Source organism: Sphingomonas sp. CFBP 13720 (genome assembly GCF_014842075.1).
GTDB lineage: Bacteria > Pseudomonadota > Alphaproteobacteria > Sphingomonadales > Sphingomonadaceae > Sphingomonas.
On sequence record NZ_JACYVA010000004.1, the window covers coordinates 16,727 to 31,573 of the forward strand.

At 66.4% G+C, this 14,847-nt stretch carries 14 protein-coding genes; 10 read left to right on the forward strand and 4 right to left on the reverse strand.

The features are described 5' to 3' along the window. The first annotated feature begins 2 nt into the window (after positions 1-2). The 7 genes from IFT55_RS09800 to IFT55_RS09830 all read left to right on the forward strand — a co-directional run bounded on the left by IFT55_RS09800 (position 3) and on the right by IFT55_RS09830 (position 7,878). A complete protein-coding gene (locus IFT55_RS09800; RefSeq protein ID WP_192091576.1) occupies positions 3-929 on the forward strand; it encodes a hydroxypyruvate isomerase family protein in 927 nt (308 codons plus the stop codon). Beyond that, on the forward strand, positions 926-1,756 hold the full coding sequence (locus tag IFT55_RS09805; RefSeq protein WP_249403750.1) for a 3-keto-disaccharide hydrolase: 831 nt from the start codon (positions 926-928) through the stop codon (positions 1,754-1,756). The genes IFT55_RS09800 and IFT55_RS09805 overlap by 4 nt, the downstream gene beginning before the upstream one ends. Next, on the forward strand, positions 1,753-2,322 hold the full coding sequence (locus IFT55_RS09810; RefSeq protein WP_192091578.1) for a gluconate 2-dehydrogenase subunit 3 family protein: 570 nt from the start codon (positions 1,753-1,755) through the stop codon (positions 2,320-2,322). The genes IFT55_RS09805 and IFT55_RS09810 overlap by 4 nt, the downstream gene beginning before the upstream one ends. Beyond that, entirely contained in the window at positions 2,319-3,161 is an 843-nt protein-coding gene (locus IFT55_RS09815; RefSeq protein ID WP_192091579.1) for a sugar phosphate isomerase/epimerase family protein, read from the forward strand. Before IFT55_RS09810 ends, IFT55_RS09815 begins: the two co-directional genes overlap by 4 nt. A gap of 23 nt (positions 3,162-3,184) precedes the next feature. Further along, positions 3,185-4,861: a GMC family oxidoreductase gene (locus IFT55_RS09820; RefSeq protein ID WP_192091580.1), complete on the forward strand. Its 1,677-nt coding sequence runs from the start codon at positions 3,185-3,187 to the stop codon at positions 4,859-4,861. Between the two features lie 43 nt (positions 4,862-4,904). Next, positions 4,905-5,828, forward strand: a complete 924-nt coding sequence (locus tag IFT55_RS09825) for a 3-keto-disaccharide hydrolase (RefSeq protein WP_192091581.1) — start codon at positions 4,905-4,907, stop codon at positions 5,826-5,828. Between the two features lie 94 nt (positions 5,829-5,922). Beyond that, entirely contained in the window at positions 5,923-7,878 is a 1,956-nt protein-coding gene (locus tag IFT55_RS09830; protein ID WP_192091582.1) for a metallophosphoesterase, read from the forward strand. Between the two features lie 102 nt (positions 7,879-7,980). On the opposite strand, the gene IFT55_RS09835 is transcribed toward IFT55_RS09830, so the two are convergent. From IFT55_RS09835 to IFT55_RS09845, 3 genes are all read right to left on the reverse strand, one after another. Then, a complete protein-coding gene (locus IFT55_RS09835) occupies positions 7,981-8,157 on the reverse strand; it encodes a CsbD family protein (protein ID WP_192091583.1) in 177 nt (58 codons plus the stop codon). Next, on the reverse strand, positions 8,154-9,650 hold the full coding sequence (locus tag IFT55_RS09840; protein WP_249403751.1) for a PAS domain S-box protein: 1,497 nt from the start codon (positions 9,648-9,650) through the stop codon (positions 8,154-8,156). The genes IFT55_RS09835 and IFT55_RS09840 overlap by 4 nt, the downstream gene beginning before the upstream one ends. Before the next feature lie 134 nt (positions 9,651-9,784). Further along, positions 9,785-10,105, reverse strand: a complete 321-nt coding sequence (locus tag IFT55_RS09845; RefSeq protein WP_192091585.1) for a hypothetical protein — start codon at positions 10,103-10,105, stop codon at positions 9,785-9,787. A gap of 510 nt (positions 10,106-10,615) precedes the next feature. Here IFT55_RS09845 and recO point away from each other — a divergent pair. The 3 genes from recO to IFT55_RS09860 all read left to right on the forward strand — a co-directional run bounded on the left by recO (position 10,616) and on the right by IFT55_RS09860 (position 13,601). Further along, positions 10,616-11,347 (forward strand): DNA repair protein RecO, encoded by a 732-nt coding sequence (recO, locus tag IFT55_RS09850; RefSeq protein WP_192091587.1) that lies wholly within the window; start codon positions 10,616-10,618, stop codon positions 11,345-11,347. A 75-nt stretch (positions 11,348-11,422) separates the two neighbouring features. Next, the gene (leuB, locus tag IFT55_RS09855) at positions 11,423-12,466 is read left to right on the forward strand and encodes a 3-isopropylmalate dehydrogenase (RefSeq protein WP_192091589.1); all 1,044 of its coding nucleotides are present in this window, start codon (positions 11,423-11,425) and stop codon (positions 12,464-12,466) included. Positions 12,467-12,491: 25 nt separating this feature from the next. Further along, positions 12,492-13,601, forward strand: a complete 1,110-nt coding sequence (locus IFT55_RS09860) for a glycosyltransferase family 2 protein (protein ID WP_192091591.1) — start codon at positions 12,492-12,494, stop codon at positions 13,599-13,601. Positions 13,602-13,605: 4 nt separating this feature from the next. On the opposite strand, the gene IFT55_RS09865 is transcribed toward IFT55_RS09860, so the two are convergent. Further along, complete coding sequence (locus IFT55_RS09865) at positions 13,606-14,835, reverse strand: phospholipid carrier-dependent glycosyltransferase (protein ID WP_192091597.1); 1,230 nt, start codon at positions 14,833-14,835, stop codon at positions 13,606-13,608. Positions 14,836-14,847 lie beyond the last annotated feature (12 nt).

The window sequence follows — 14,847 nt, forward strand, 5'->3', positions numbered from 1 at the left end:
GCATGACCGTGTCGCGTCGATCGATCCTGGCGGCAGCGGCGTCCGCGCCGCTGGCGGCCGGACTGGCGAGGGCACAGGGCGCGGGATCGAACGCGGCGCGCTTCTCGCTGGGCTATGCCCCGCACGAAGGCAGCTTCGCCAGCCGTGGCGGGCGGATCGAACAGATCGCCTATGCCGCCGACCAGGGGTTCACCGCGTGGGAGGATAACGAGGCGGCGGGTCGCTCCGTCGCCGAACAGACGCAGATGGCCAAGGCGCTGGCGGATCGCGGCATGACGATGGGCGTGTTCGTCGCCAGCATGCCGAAATGGGCGCAGTCCCGCCCGATCCTGGGGGCGAACGACGATGGCGACCGCGAGGGGTTCCTTGCCGACATCCGCAAGTCGATCGACGTCGCCAAGCGGTTGCGGGCGAAGCACATGACCGTCGTGACCGGCTTCATGGACCCGAAGGTGCCGGTGGAGATCCAGACCGCGCGGGTGATCGACGTGATGCGCCGCGCGGGCGATATCGTCGCGCCGCACGGGCTGACGATGGTGATGGAGCCGCTGAACACCCGTACCAACCATCCCGGCGTGTATATGCAGAGCATCGCGCAGGGCTATGCCATCGCACGCGGCGCGAACGCGCCGGGGGTCAAGATCCTCGCGGACCTGTATCACGAACAGATTCAGTCGGGGAATTTGATCCCGGTGCTCGACGCGTGCTGGGCCGAGGTCGGCTATATCCAGTTCGGCGACAATCCGGGCCGCAAGGAGCCGGGCACCGGCGAGATCAACTATGCCAATGTCGTCAAATGGCTGCGCGGGCGTCGCTATGCCGGGGTGATCGGCATGGAACATGGCAATTCGGTCGATGGCCGCGCGGGCGAGGATCGGCTCGTCGCCGCCTACCGCCGGATCGATCGCGCATCGGGGGAGGACGCATGATGCATCGCAACCGGATCGCATTGATCGCCGGGCTGGCACTGGCCGCACCGGGGGCTGCGCAGGATCGGCCGGGGTTCACCGACACGCCCGTGCTGCCCGACGGCAAGTGGCGCGTGCACGACGCCGCGCGACCTGCGCCGGTGGTGGTGACGCCCGCCGCGCAACCCGGCGGCGCACCCGCCGACGCGATCATATTGTTCGACGGAACATCCACCGATCAGTGGCAGGGGCAACGCGGCGCATGGCCGGTCGCGGACGGCGCGATGACCGTTCCGTCGCGCGCCAGCAGCGGCGGCGAGAATAATCTGGTGTCGAAACGCAGCTTCGGCGACGTTCAGCTTCATCTCGAATTCCGGTCACCGAACCCGCCGACCAAGGCGTCGCAGGATCGCGGCAACAGCGGCATCTGGTTCATGCAGCGCTATGAACTGCAGATCCTCGACGGGTATCGCAACCCGACCTATGCCGACGGGACGGTCGGCGCAGTCTATGGCTGGAAGCCGCCGCTGGCCAACGCGGCGCGCGCGCCGGGCGAATGGCAAAGCTATGACGTGGTGTTCGAACGTCCCCGTTTTGCGGCGGACGGGAAACTGCTGCGGCCCGCCTATGTCACCGCATTCCTGAACGGCGTGCTGGTGCAGAACCATCAGGCGATGCTCGGCACGACCATCTGGAAGAAGGTCGCGACGTACGAAGCGCATGGCGATGCCGCCCCGATCCAGTTGCAGGATCATGATTCGCCCGTGTCGTTCCGCAATATCTGGGTCCGTCCGTTGCCCGATGCGGCGGTCGGTTCCGCTTCCGCCCCCGCCGGAGAAGTCCGATGATCGACCGCCGTACCGCCCTTGCCGGGGTGGCCGCCATGTTCGGGACCAGCCTGTTCGCGCCGATCGCGCGCGCCGCCAACGCTGCACAGGCGTCGCGCGTGCCGGTCATCAGCGACGGTCCGGCCAGCGTCGCGGTGTTCACGCCCGCGCAGCGCGCGCTGATGACGGCGCTCAGCGAACGGGTGCTACCGACCACCGATACGCCCGGCGCGATCGCCGCCGGGGTGCCGGCCTTCATCGAAAAGCTGCTGGCGGACTGGGCCGCGCCGGAGGATCGCAAGCCGATCCTCGCGGGGCTGGACGCGATCGAGGCGCGCAGCCTGAAGGATTACAGGCTGTCCGCCAGCCGCGCGACGGCCGCGCAGCAGGACGCGTTGCTGACCGTCGCGATGGAGAACGGGATGCCCGGCGGGTCCGCCTTCTTCGAAGCGTTCCGGCAGATGGTGATTACCGGATACTACACGTCCGAGATCGGCATGACGCAGGAGCGCGAATATCTGCCCGTTCCCGGCGAATATAACGGCGAATTTCCCTATTCCTCCGTCAACAAGGTCTACAGCGCATGATCAGCCGTCGTACCGCACTGGCCGGGGGCGGCGGCGTCGCCGCGCTCGCGCTGTTCGACCGGATCGTCCCGCCCGCATCGGCGGCACAGATCGGGCCGATCGGCCTGCAACTCTATACGATCCGCGAAATTTTCCAGAAAGACCCGGTCGCCGCGCTCGAACAGGTGGCGCGCATCGGATATCGCGAAGTCGAATTCGGCGGCGGCGGCTATGACACCATGGATCATGCGCTGCTGCGGCGGACGATGGATCGGCTGAAGCTGCGCGCGCCGTCGGTGCACATCGGCTATGACGCGCTGCTCGGCCAGTTCGACCGGTCGGTGCAGATGGCCAAGACGCTGGGCGCGGACACCGTCGTACTGCCGTACATGACCGACGAGCATCGCACCGGTCCGGCGTGGCAGGCGGCTTTGCCCAATTTCAACCGCTTCGCGACCGGATTGAAGCGCGCCGGCCTGAGCTTCGCCTATCACAATCACGACTTCGAATTCACGATCAAGCCCGGCGGCGTCAGCCTGTACGACCAACTGCTCAAGGCGACCGACCCGGCGCTGGTGAAGGTCGAGCTGGATATCTTCTGGGCGGTCCATGCGGGCGAGGATGCGGCGGCGTGGATCGATCGGTTGGGAAGCCGGCTCTACGCCTATCACGTCAAGGATATGCGCGCCGATCGTTCGATGACGGCGGTGGGGCAGGGGACGATCGATTTCGCCGCGCTGTTCCGGCGCAGGGCGGGGGCGGGCGTGCGGCATTTCTATGTCGAGAACGATCAGGCGCCCGCGCCCTATCTGCCCGATATCACGACCAGCTTTGCGACGTTGCGCGCGTTGCGCTTCTAGACGCCTGACGAAAGGGTAGGAACATGGCTTCGACCAACAGGTTCGATGCGATCGTCATCGGTTCGGGCGTCAGCGGCGGTTTCGCGGCGAAGGAACTGACCGAAAAGGGGCTGCGCGTGCTGATGCTCGATCGCGGCGTGATGGTCGAGCATGGCGAGGGCTATGCATATGACGGCAAGCCCGCATTCGAGGTGCCGGCGCGCAACATGATGCCCGAGCCGCTGATCGACAGCGATTATTTCATCGCGCGCCACGGATATATCGCGCCCAGCAACCAGCGGTTCTACAATAACGACCGGCTGAACCCCTATGCGTATGACGAGGGCAGCAAATTCTACTGGATCCGCCCCGGCGCGGTCGGCGGCAAGTCGCTGATCTGGGGCCGGTGGACCTTCCGCTGGTCGCCCCAGGATTTCGAGGCGAACCAGCGCGACGGGATCGATGGCGACTGGCCGATCCGGTATGACGACGTCGCGCCATGGTACAGCTATGTCGAGAAATATATCGGCGTGTCCGGCTCGCGCGAAAACCTGCCCTATCTGCCGGACAGCGAATTCCAGCCGCCGATGCCGATGAACGCGGCAGAGAAATGGTTGAAGCAGCGGCTGGAAACTGAATTTCCCGGGCGCAAGCTGATCCACACCCGGCTGTCCAACATTACCGAGGACAAGCCCGAACAGAACCGCACCAAATGCCAGTACCGCAACCAGTGCAGCAACGGCTGTTCGTTCGGTGCCTATTTCTCGACGCAGGCGGTGACGCTGCCCGCCGCGCGCGCGACCGGGCGGCTGACGCTGCAGTCGGATGCCGTGGTCACGAACCTCGAATATGACGCGGCGCGCAAGCGGGTGACCGGCGTGCGCTATGTCGACGCCAATACCGGGCAGGCGCAGGTGGTGAACGCCGATATGGTGTTCCTGTGCGCGTCGGCGATGGGGTCGGTCCAGATCATGATGAATTCGCGCGATCCGGCGACGGGGCGCAGTCATTTCGACAGCAGCGGCACGCTGGGTCGGTATGTGATGGACCATATCTTCCGCGTAGGTGCCAGCGGCGAGATTCCGGGCATGACCGACCTGATCGAATATGGCCGGCGTCCCGGCGGGGTCTATGTCCCGCGCTTCCGCAACCTGCGCGATGGCGAGGATGTCGGGTTCAAGCGTGGCTATGGCTATCAGGGCAGCGCGCGGCGCGAACCGGCCGCCCCGGTCGGGTTCGGCGCATCGATGAAGCAGGGCATGCGCGCCTATGGCCCGTGGAAGTTCAGCATGGGCGCGTTCGGCGAATGCCTTCCCTACAAGGACAATCGCGTGACGCTGGATACGGCCAAGGTCGACCGGTTCGGAATGCCGTTGATGCGGTTCGACGTCCGCTTCCGCGAGAACGAGCTGAAGATGATGGCGGACGCGCGGGTGCAGGGGGAAGCGATGCTGAAAGCCGCCGGGCTGCGCAACGTCACCAGTTCGGAGGGTGAACATGTGCCGGGCGACGCCATCCACGAAATGGGCGGCGCGCGCATGGGCCGGGACCCGCGCGCCTCGGTCCTGAACGGCTGGAGCCAGGCGCACGACGCGACGAACCTGTACGTGACCGATGGTGCCCAGATGGCGTCGGTGTCGTGCGTGAACCCGTCGCTGACGTTCATGGCGTTGACCGCACGGGCGACGGACCATGCGGTGCGGGCGCTGAAACAGGCATAGGCCGACCATCGTTCGAACGGCAGCTTTGCAGGAAGATACGGTAATGCGTTTCACGAAGACGATCGTCGCGGCGCTTGCGGCGACGGGTATCGCGGTCACGGCGATCGCCGCCGCACCTCCGCCCGCACAAGTGCAGGCCCCCGCGGCGCAACGGCTGGTGCTGGTCGACGTTCCACGTGCCACCGGCCCGAAACGCGACCTGTTCAACGCGCGCGACCTGAGCAACTGGCAACCGTGGCTGGGCTATGCCGATCCGTCGCAGACCTATCTCGAAAAGCCCGCCGCCGACGCGATCGGGCGGCGCAACGCGGGCGACTTCGCGGTGCGGACGGTCGACGGTCGCCCGGCGCTGTGGATCAAGGGCGAGACGTGGGGCAGTCTGGTCAACGACCTGACGCTGTCCGACTATCACCTGCGGCTGGAGTATAAATGGGGGGCGAAGCGGTACGCGCCGCGCGTCGGCCTGCCACCCAATAACGGGCTGCTGTACCATACGCACGGCACCCCCGGCACGGTGTTCGGCACTTGGCAGCCGGCGATCGAGTTCGAGATCATGCAGGGTTCCACCGGCATGGCGGTGATGGTGGGCGGCGAGACCCGCGCGCGCACCACCACGGTCGAGGACCGGTCGATCATCGCCCCGCACCTGCGCTACCGGCTGAACGGCGCGCCGGTCGAACTGGCCAATCCGGGGCGGCTGTGGAACGTCGAGAATGCGCGGGACGTCGAACGCCCGGCGGGCGAATGGAACGTCGTCGACCTGTACGTTCTGGGCGACCGGGCGGTCCATGTGCTGAACGGTGTGCCGGTGATGGTGTTGACGGGTATCTCGACGGTCGGCGCGGACGGGACCCGCCGCCCGTTGACCGCCGGTCGCATCCAGCTCCAGTCCGAAGGAGCGGAGACGTGGTTCCGGTCGATCACCGTGGAGCCGATCCGCTCGCTTCCACGGGTGGTCGCGCGGTAAGGGGTTCGGCACTGCCACACGATCGTCATCGCGACGTAGCGCGTCTGTAAGACCGCATCGTCATGCCCCCTGCATCACGGGCAAGGGGGCTGACATGAACAGGCGCGAATTTACACGACGGGCAAGCATGCTGACGATCGCGACCGCCGGCGCGGGAATGGTCGCGGCGTGCGACGACGGCAACGGCGCGGTCGCCGCACCCGAACCGACGCCAACCCCCACGCCGACCCCCACCGCCGCACCGCTGCCGACCGCGATGTTCGCGGGCGAACCGCTGGTGCTGAGCGAACCCATGCTGCAACTGCCGACGGCGGACAGCGTGCGCGTGGTGTGGTTCACCGAGTTCAAAGGGCGCGATCATGCCGTACGCTACGGCACGAACTTCGCGATGCAGGTTGTCGCGACATCGACACCGCTGTCGCGGATGTACGAGGATGCGTCGTCGACCGTCGGCGGCCGCAGCTATACCGGCCTGACGCAGCGCGACGTCTGGAAGCACGAAGCGGTCGTGCCCGCCCTGAAGGCCGGGGAGCGCGTTCCCTATGTCGCGGTCAGCAACGACGGCGTCAAACCGATGCGCAGCGGCGAAGCGACGCTCCAGCCGCTGCCGGCGGCGGGGCAGAAGACCCGGATCCTGCTGACGTCCGATCTTCAGCTCAAGAAGATGGCATCCGCCAATTACGAGCGCGTGTTCGAAACGCAGGGGCCGATCGACGGAATCCTGTTCGCGGGCGATCTGGTCAACGTGCCCAACCGCGCGTCCGAATGGTTCGACAACAGCGTCCTGAACCTGCCGCCGTTCTTCGCCGCGTTGCAGGGAACGATGCGCAAATGGCAGCCCGCATCGACCTATACCGGCGGCGCGCTGCTCCAGAACGGGTGGATCTATCCGATCCCGGGCAATCACGAATATTCCGGCCGGTGGAACACCGCGAACGATCTGAACACCATGTTTAACGATCCCCAGCCACGCTGGTATGCCGAGATCGCGTATGAAAAGGTGAAGGCGACGGTCAATCCGTCGGACGACGCCGCGATCCGCGAACGCTGGATCACCGACAATTCGTTCGAGCTGGTATCGTACGAGGAAATCTTCACCCTGCCGCAGGGACCGGAGGGCGGACGCTATTATGCCCAGCGGATCGGCGACATGTTCCTGATCGCGATGGACGGCAACCGGATCTGGCGCAACTGGAGCGCGACGTCGGAGGGCAAGCTGTCCGAAGCGCCCGCATCGATGAACAATCCGGCCGAGTGGGGCTTCGGCGATTTCCAGTTCCATCCGTTCGCCCGGGGATCGCGCCAGTACCGCTGGCTGCAGGAAGTGCTGGCGAGCGAGGCGTATCGCACCGCGAAGTACAAGGTGGTGATGGTCCACCAATCGGTCTTCGGTCTGGGCGACAATGCGACGCCGGTGATGGCGCAGACGCAGGCCAGCTTCGAATATACCGATGCGGCGGGCGCGGTGCAGGTGCTGGGACCCTTGGCGTTCCCGATCGATCCGGCGACGTGGAACGCGCAGATCCAGCCGATCATCGATGCCAAGCGGATGCGGTTCGTAAAATATGACTATCCGCTGGCCGCCGATCTGTGGCGCAACGACATCGAACCGTTGCTGATCGGCGCAGGCGTACAGCTGGTCCACGTCGGCCATTCGCATTTGTGGTGCCGGTCGAAGGTCGGAACGCTGAATTACATCGAAACGTCGAACGTCGGGAACAGCTACGGCGCCTATGTCGAAAATCTGACGGCGCGGCGTACGGCAGTGCCCGCGCCGAACGCGCTGACTGCCGTTACCGGCTTCACGTGGAATCAGGACGATTATCCGCGCGAAGGCGATCCGCACGACCGGGTGATGTTCACGCCGACGCTGCGCAATCCAATGGTGGAACTGGCCGGTGCGGCCGCGCCGGTGCCGTTCGTGTCCAGCAACGACATCACGGCATACAGCATCTTCGATACCGCGACGGGTATGATCAGCAGCTATGCGTTCGATACGCGCTTTCCAGCGCGCGATCCGATCAAGTTCGACGAGTTCGCACTGATCTGATCGCCGCGCCGCCATCCCGGACGCATCCGGGATGGCGGCGACGGTCATTCCGCTCTGGGAGCAGTCCGGCCATCCGTTCGCGCCGGCGGTGCTCCGTCGGGATCAGGAAGCGGAGCTGGCATCCTTTTCCGCCGCCTTGCCGGCACGTTTCTGGGCCTTGCCACGTTCGCGCGCCGCGTCGTCGCCCATCAGCGTGCCGATCGCTTCGTGCACCGACCCTTTGGTCGTGCGGTCGGCGGCGTCCTTCGTCGTGGCGTTTGTCGTCGGTCGCGTGGTCATGCTGCAGTTTCCCGTCTGGGTCGTTCGGCCACGACGCCGCTGCCGTCGAAGCCGCGTGCGCGTGCCCATGCGACGGCGGCGATGCGGCGGTTGACGCCGATCTTGGAATAGATTCGGGCGACATGATTGCGCACGGTATTGCTCGCGACGTTCAGCGTCCGCGCGATCGTCTTGTCGTCGCACCCGCGACAGATCAGCGCCAGCACCTCGCGTTCGCGTATGGTCAGGTCGTCGAGACCGGGGCCGTCATTGTCCGCCTGTGGCGCACGCAGCCGAGCCAGCTTGTCCATAATCGACCGGCTGAACCAGCTCGTGTCCTTCATCACCGCCTCGATCGCCTCGACCAGTTCGAATTCGGTCGCCTTGCGCCGGGTGATGTCCTGAAACGCCCACAGGACGCAATCGTCGTCGCCCAGCCGGATCGATTCGGTCGACACGACGCAGTCGATCGGCGTGCCGTCGCGCGCCTGGATGCGTGCTTCGTGCCCGCGCAGGTCGTTGCCCGTGTCGATCGCTGCCTCGATCCAGCGGCGGGTCGGTGCGTCGTCCCATAATTTCACATCGCCCAGCGACCGCCCGACGATCTCGTCGACGGCAAAGCCGGTCATCCGCAAGAAGCTCTCGTTCACCTCGCACAGGACATGTCCGTCGCGCGCACCGACCGCCATCGCCACCGGTGCCATCTGAAACGTCCGGGTGAAGCGTTCCTCGCTATGACGCAACGCCTGCTCCGCCGTTTTGCGCGGTTCGAGATCGGCGAAGGTGAACAACATGCACGCCTGTTCGTGCAGGTCGATCGGCTGCCCGGCCACGATGACCAGCCGCGTACCGCCACCGGACAGCTTCAGTTCGGCTTCCATCTGCGGGATCGTCCGGCCTTCCGACAGCCGTTCCTTTGCCAGATCGCGGTCGGTAGCGTCGCGCAGCACGTCGATATCGTACACCGTCCGCCGCAACACGTCGTCGCGGTCATGCCCGGTCATGTCGAGAAAGCCCTGATTGACCTTCACGAACCGGAGGTCGCTCAACCGGCAGACCAGCGCCGGAGCGGGATTGGCATCGAACGACTGTTCGAACCGGTCTTCCGCTTCATACCGCGCCGACACGTCCTGAATGATGAGGACGAGGCAGGCAGGCGCGTCGTCGTCGGCATCGTTCAGCACGAGGCTGCGCACTTGGTGCACCCAGCGAGGATTGTCATCGCCCGCCGCCGTCACTTCGACCACGACTTCCGAGAAGGCGTCGCCAGCGACGACCCGATCGATGGGATAGTCATCGGCTTTGAGCCGATGATTGTTGCGATAGCGCAACTGGAATCGCGACCGGTATTCGTCGACGGTCGCGCCAAGTTCGGCGAGCCCCGCTACGCCGTGCATTTCCAGTGCCGCGTCATTCGCCCATAGCAGGCTCTGGTCGGGATCGATCAGGATCACGCCTTCGTCCAATCCGCAGATAATCTGGCGGAGATGCCGCAGGTCGACGGTGTCGCGCATGGTTTTGGGATGCATCGTCGTCACGGCGATCAACCGTGCCGCCGGTGGGGACGGTGAATGCGGCAAAGGTCACCGCCATGCCGGTCGCCGCCCGTGGTTCGAACATCGGTCATGTCGTTTCCTTTACCCGGCCGTTACGAAAGGACGCCGCAGCCCGCCGCGGCCTTGCCCATTGCCAGCGCGATGGCCGGATCACGCAATTCACCCGCGACGCGCAGCAGATCGCCCGCCGACAGGACCCCCGGATCGGTGTCGCCGTTGCGATAGGCGGCGGCAGCACGTCCAAGCCGTTGCAGCTGCCCGATCGACAGATCGCCCTGCAGACGCGCACCGACACAATCCGCGCGTTGCGTATCCAGACCATATCGTTGCAGTCCGGTCGAAATACGCGTTGCGGGCGCAGCACACGCGGTGAGTGCAAACGCGCCCGAAAGGGCGACCGTCAAGATTTTCATGCAATGCTCCCGCCCGGTTCGGCGAACTGGTGGCCGGGTTGCTGGCATAACCCACATCAGTCCGGCGTGTTCCTCGATTTTCACGACCGCATCAATTCGGGAGTGTTGTCGCGATCGACCCGGCCTGTTCCTCGTATAGTTGCTGGAAACGGAGGTGAATGTTGCGCGAAGTCGTTTGCACTGTACTATCAGCAAGTTGGCGGTGCTGTTCGGCTCGCCTTTCCAAATATTAGCGTTCTTCCGCTGCGGAGCGCGGAACGGGTTCCGGGCCGGGTTCGATCGATTTGCTCATGATCGAAAATATAGCATTGCGTACACCGCAACCATATCGTGCCGATCTACCCAGTGATGGGTAGAATTACCTGGTGATTATATCGTTCGCGGGGTTCCCGCACGCACTCGGTGCCCCCGCATCCTCGTCGTTGCGCTCCGGCCGAATGCGTCGCGGCAGCGGTCGGCATTTCCGAAGTCTGCATCGTATTCGACGGTCGATCCGCTACATTGTCGGCGATGCACCTTAACGCCCCTGCGATCCTGCTGTCCGCGCGCCCGCATGGCGAACATGGTGCGGTCGTGCGGGCGTTGACCCAGTTTGCCGGGGTGCAGCCGGGCTATGTCCGGGGCGGACGCAGCCGCGCGATCCGGCCGATCCTGCAACCCGGCAACCTGATCCTCGGCGACTGGCGGGCGCGGACCGATACCCAATTGCCCGCGCTGACGCTCGAACTGGTCGCCAGCCGCGCGCCGCTGTTCGCCGAACCGGTGGCGGCGGCGGCGATCGAATGGATTTGCGCGCTGGTCGCGTCGACCCTGCCGGAGGCGCAGGCATATCCGCGTATTCACGCCGCCGTCGACGGGCTGTTCTCCGCCATCGCCGCCGCCCCCGGCGCGCGCGACTGGGCGGGGGCGCTGGTCCGCACCGAATTGCTGATCCTGTCCGAACTCGGTTTCGGCCTGTCGCTCGACGAATGCGTCGCGACCGGCGTTCGCGACGATCTGACGCATGTCAGCCCCAAAAGCGGGGGTGCGGTCAGCCGCGCCGCCGCCACCGGCCTCGAACACCGGCTGCTGCCGCTGCCCCCGTTCCTGCGCGACGGCGGGCGGGCGTCGTGGGACGCGGTGCAGGACGGGCTGGCGCTGTCGGGTCATTTCCTTGCCCGCGATCTGTTGACCGGCCGCAGCGCGGATGTGCTCGCCGGGCGCGCGCGGCTGGTCGACCGTCTGAAAAGGGCGGTTGCGTGACCGGGGCTGCCTGGGGCAAGCGCAGCGCGGACATGAATCGGCGCAACATCCGTGCGCAAAAGGGATAGGATACGCATGGCGTTGATCGCGATACTGCCCGGTGACGGCATCGGACCCGAAGTAGTGGCGGCGGCGCGTCGCGTGCTCGACGCGCTCGATTGCGGACTGACGTTCGACGAAGCACCGGTGGGCGGAACGGCGTACCGCCTGCACGGCCATCCGTTGCCGCCGGCCACGCTGGCGCTGGCGCATCGTGCCGACGCGTTGCTGTTCGGCGCGGTCGGCGATCCCGAATTCGACAATGTCGAGCGCGCGCATCGCCCCGAACAGGCGATTCTCGGGCTGCGCAAGGCGCTTGGGCTGTTCGCGAACCTGCGTCCGGCCAAGCTGTTCGCTGGGCTGGAGGATGCCTCCGCGCTGCGCCCCGAAGTGGCGGCGGCGATCGACATGGTGATCGTGCGCGAGCTGACCGGCGACGTCTATTTCGGTGACAAGGGCCGGCGGACGACCGATACCGGACTGCGCGAGGGGCACGACCTGATGCGCTATGACGAGCGTGAGATCGAACGGATCGCGCGCGTCGCGTTCGAGACCGCGCGCACCCGTCAGCGCCGGCTGTGTTCGGTCGACAAGGCCAATGTGCTGGAAACCTCGCAATTGTGGCGCGATGTGGTGATCGAGGTGTCGGCGGACTATCCCGACGTCGCGCTGACGCACATGTACGTCGACAATGCCGCGATGCAGCTGGTGCGCAATCCCGGCCAGTTCGACGTCATCGTCACCGGCAACCTGTTCGGCGACATCCTGTCGGATCAGGCGAGCATGTGCGCCGGATCGATCGGCATGTTGCCGTCGGCGGCGATCAATCAGGACCGCAAGGGGCTGTACGAACCGATCCACGGATCGGCCCCCGACATTGCGGGGCAGGGCAAGGCCAACCCGCTGGCGACGATCCTGTCGTCGGCGATGATGCTGCGCCATTCGCTGGACCGCGCGGCGGAAGCCGACCGGGTCGAGGCGGCGGTGACGGCGGCGCTGGTCGCCGGGCACCGGACGCCCGATCTGGGCGGGGCCGACACGACCGACACCATGACGCAGGCGGTGCTGGCGGCGCTGTGACCCGGACGGGCGCGAGGGGACGGTCATGACCCGGCTCGACCTCGCCGTCGTCGTGCCGGTCTTCAACGAGCGCGCCAACGTGGCGCGGCTGGTTGCCGCACTGGACGTGGCGCTGGCGGGGCGGTCGTGGGAGGCGATCTTCGTCGACGACGACAGCCCCGACGGCACCGCCGACGCGGTCCGCGACATCGCCCGCATCGATCCGCGTATCCGCGTGTTGCAGCGGATCGGCCGGCGCGGCCTGTCGACCGCCTGTATCGAAGGGATCTGCGCGACTGCCGCCCCACTGGTCGCGGTGATCGACGGCGACCTGCAACATGACGAGGCGCTGCTGCCGCGCATGGCCGATGCGCTGGCCGCCGATCCCGCGATCGACCTCGTCATCGGATCGCGTTTCGTCGCGGGCGGCGGCACGGGCGCTTGGGATCAGGACCGGGTGGCGAAATCGGCGCTGGCCACCCGGCTGTCGCGCCGGGTGCTGAACGCCGACCTGTCCGATCCGATGAGCGGCTTCTTCATGATCCGCAGCGACGTGGTGCGCGGCATCGTCCCCCGGCTGTCGGGCATCGGGTTCAAGATCCTGCTCGATATCATGACCGCCGCGCCCGCGCCGCTCCGGTTCGTCGAACTCCCCTATGTGTTCCGCACCCGTGCGGTGGGCGAAAGCAAGCTCGACCACGTCGTCGCGCTCGAATATCTGATCGCGCTGTACGACCGCATGTTCGGGCGGGTGGTGCCGGTGCGCTTCGTCATGTTCTCCACGATCGGCGCGATGGGGGCGATCGTCCATCTGGCCGCGCTGGGCCTGTCGCTCGAAACGGGGGCCGGGTTCATCGTCGCGACGATCGTGGCGACGATGGCGGCGATGACGTTCAACTTCTTCCTCAACAACCTGCTCACCTATCGCGACCGGCGGCTGCGCGGAGCGCGCGCGCTGCTCGACGGATGGGTATCGTTCTGCCTCGTCTGTTCGGTCGGTGCGGTCGCCAATGTCGGGCTGGCGGCGTTCCTGTACGATGTGCGGGGACAGGCATGGGCGCTGCCGGCGCTGGCCGGTATCGCGGTCGGCGCGGTGTGGAACTTCGCGCTGTCGTCGCGCTTCACCTGGGGCCGCTATGGCCGGGCGCGAGGGTAGCGGCTCACCGCCAGCTCCCGAACCACATCCACCGGTTGAACGATTGCGGCCCGTCCAGCGGCGCGGCGGACAGGATCGGGTGGAAATACACGAACAGCGCGATGGCGGGGATCGCAAACCATTCGTCGGCGTGCCGCCATCGACCCCGCGCGTGCGCATGAAACGCGGCGGCCAGCGCGATGCACAGCCAGATGCCGGACAGGTGGTAGTAGTAATAAAAACCGAGCGACTTGGGGATCACGGCCCATACCGCGACCGATCCTACCCATAGCAGCCCGACCCCGACCAGCGCCGGCACCCGCCGCCGCATACCGGTCCACAGGCATGCCCCCACCGCGAGCAGCCCGGCCCACATGATCGCCGGATTTCCGATCAGCAGCACCCCACGCTGGACCCCTTCGTCGGGTTGGTAGAAATACCACATCGGCCGGATCAGCAGCGGCCATGTCCACCATGCCGATTGGTAAGGATGCGCCGGCAACACCTGGGTCTGCCGCTGGTACATTTCCCACTGGAACGGCAGCAGGCGCGCGAGCGTCAGCGGGTCCTGCGCATAGAAGAAGGCGGGCGCGAAGGTCGCGAAATAGGTGGCGATACTGACGCCGAACAGGATCGCCAGCAGCGCGATCGTGCCCGCCCCCGGCCAGTATCCGCGCCGCCGCCCCCACAGGATCAGCACCCCCGCACCCGCGACATAGGGGGCCGCCGCCCATTTGACCCCGACCGCCAGCCCGAACAAGATCGCCGCCAGCGCCATCCGCGCCTTCGGCCACTCGCCGCGCATCGACCATAGTAGCGCCGCGACCGCCAGCGTCACGAACGCGCCCAGATACACGTCCAGCATCGCAGTGCGTGCCTGTACGAACAGCGTCTGGTTCAGCACCGCCATCGCCGCGCCGAACGCGGACACGTGCGTGCGCCGGAACAGCAGTTGCAGGCACGCGAACACGCCCAGCACGGTCGCCGTCGCGGCCAGCGTCCCCATGATCCGCCAGCCCCACGGATCGTCGCCGAACAGCGCGATGCCGATCGCGATCAGTTCCTTTGCCACCAGCGGATGTTCGGTATTGGCCGGGTGGGCGAGCGATAGCAGCGTGCGCGCGGCGGGCACGTAATGCACTTCGTCGAACGACAGCGTGCCCGGCCGGCCCAGCCCCCATGCGAACAACAGTTGCGCCGCGACCGCGATCAGCGCGGCGGTGGTCCATGGTCGATCGCGCAGGCGGGAAAGCATGGGGCGGCGGTG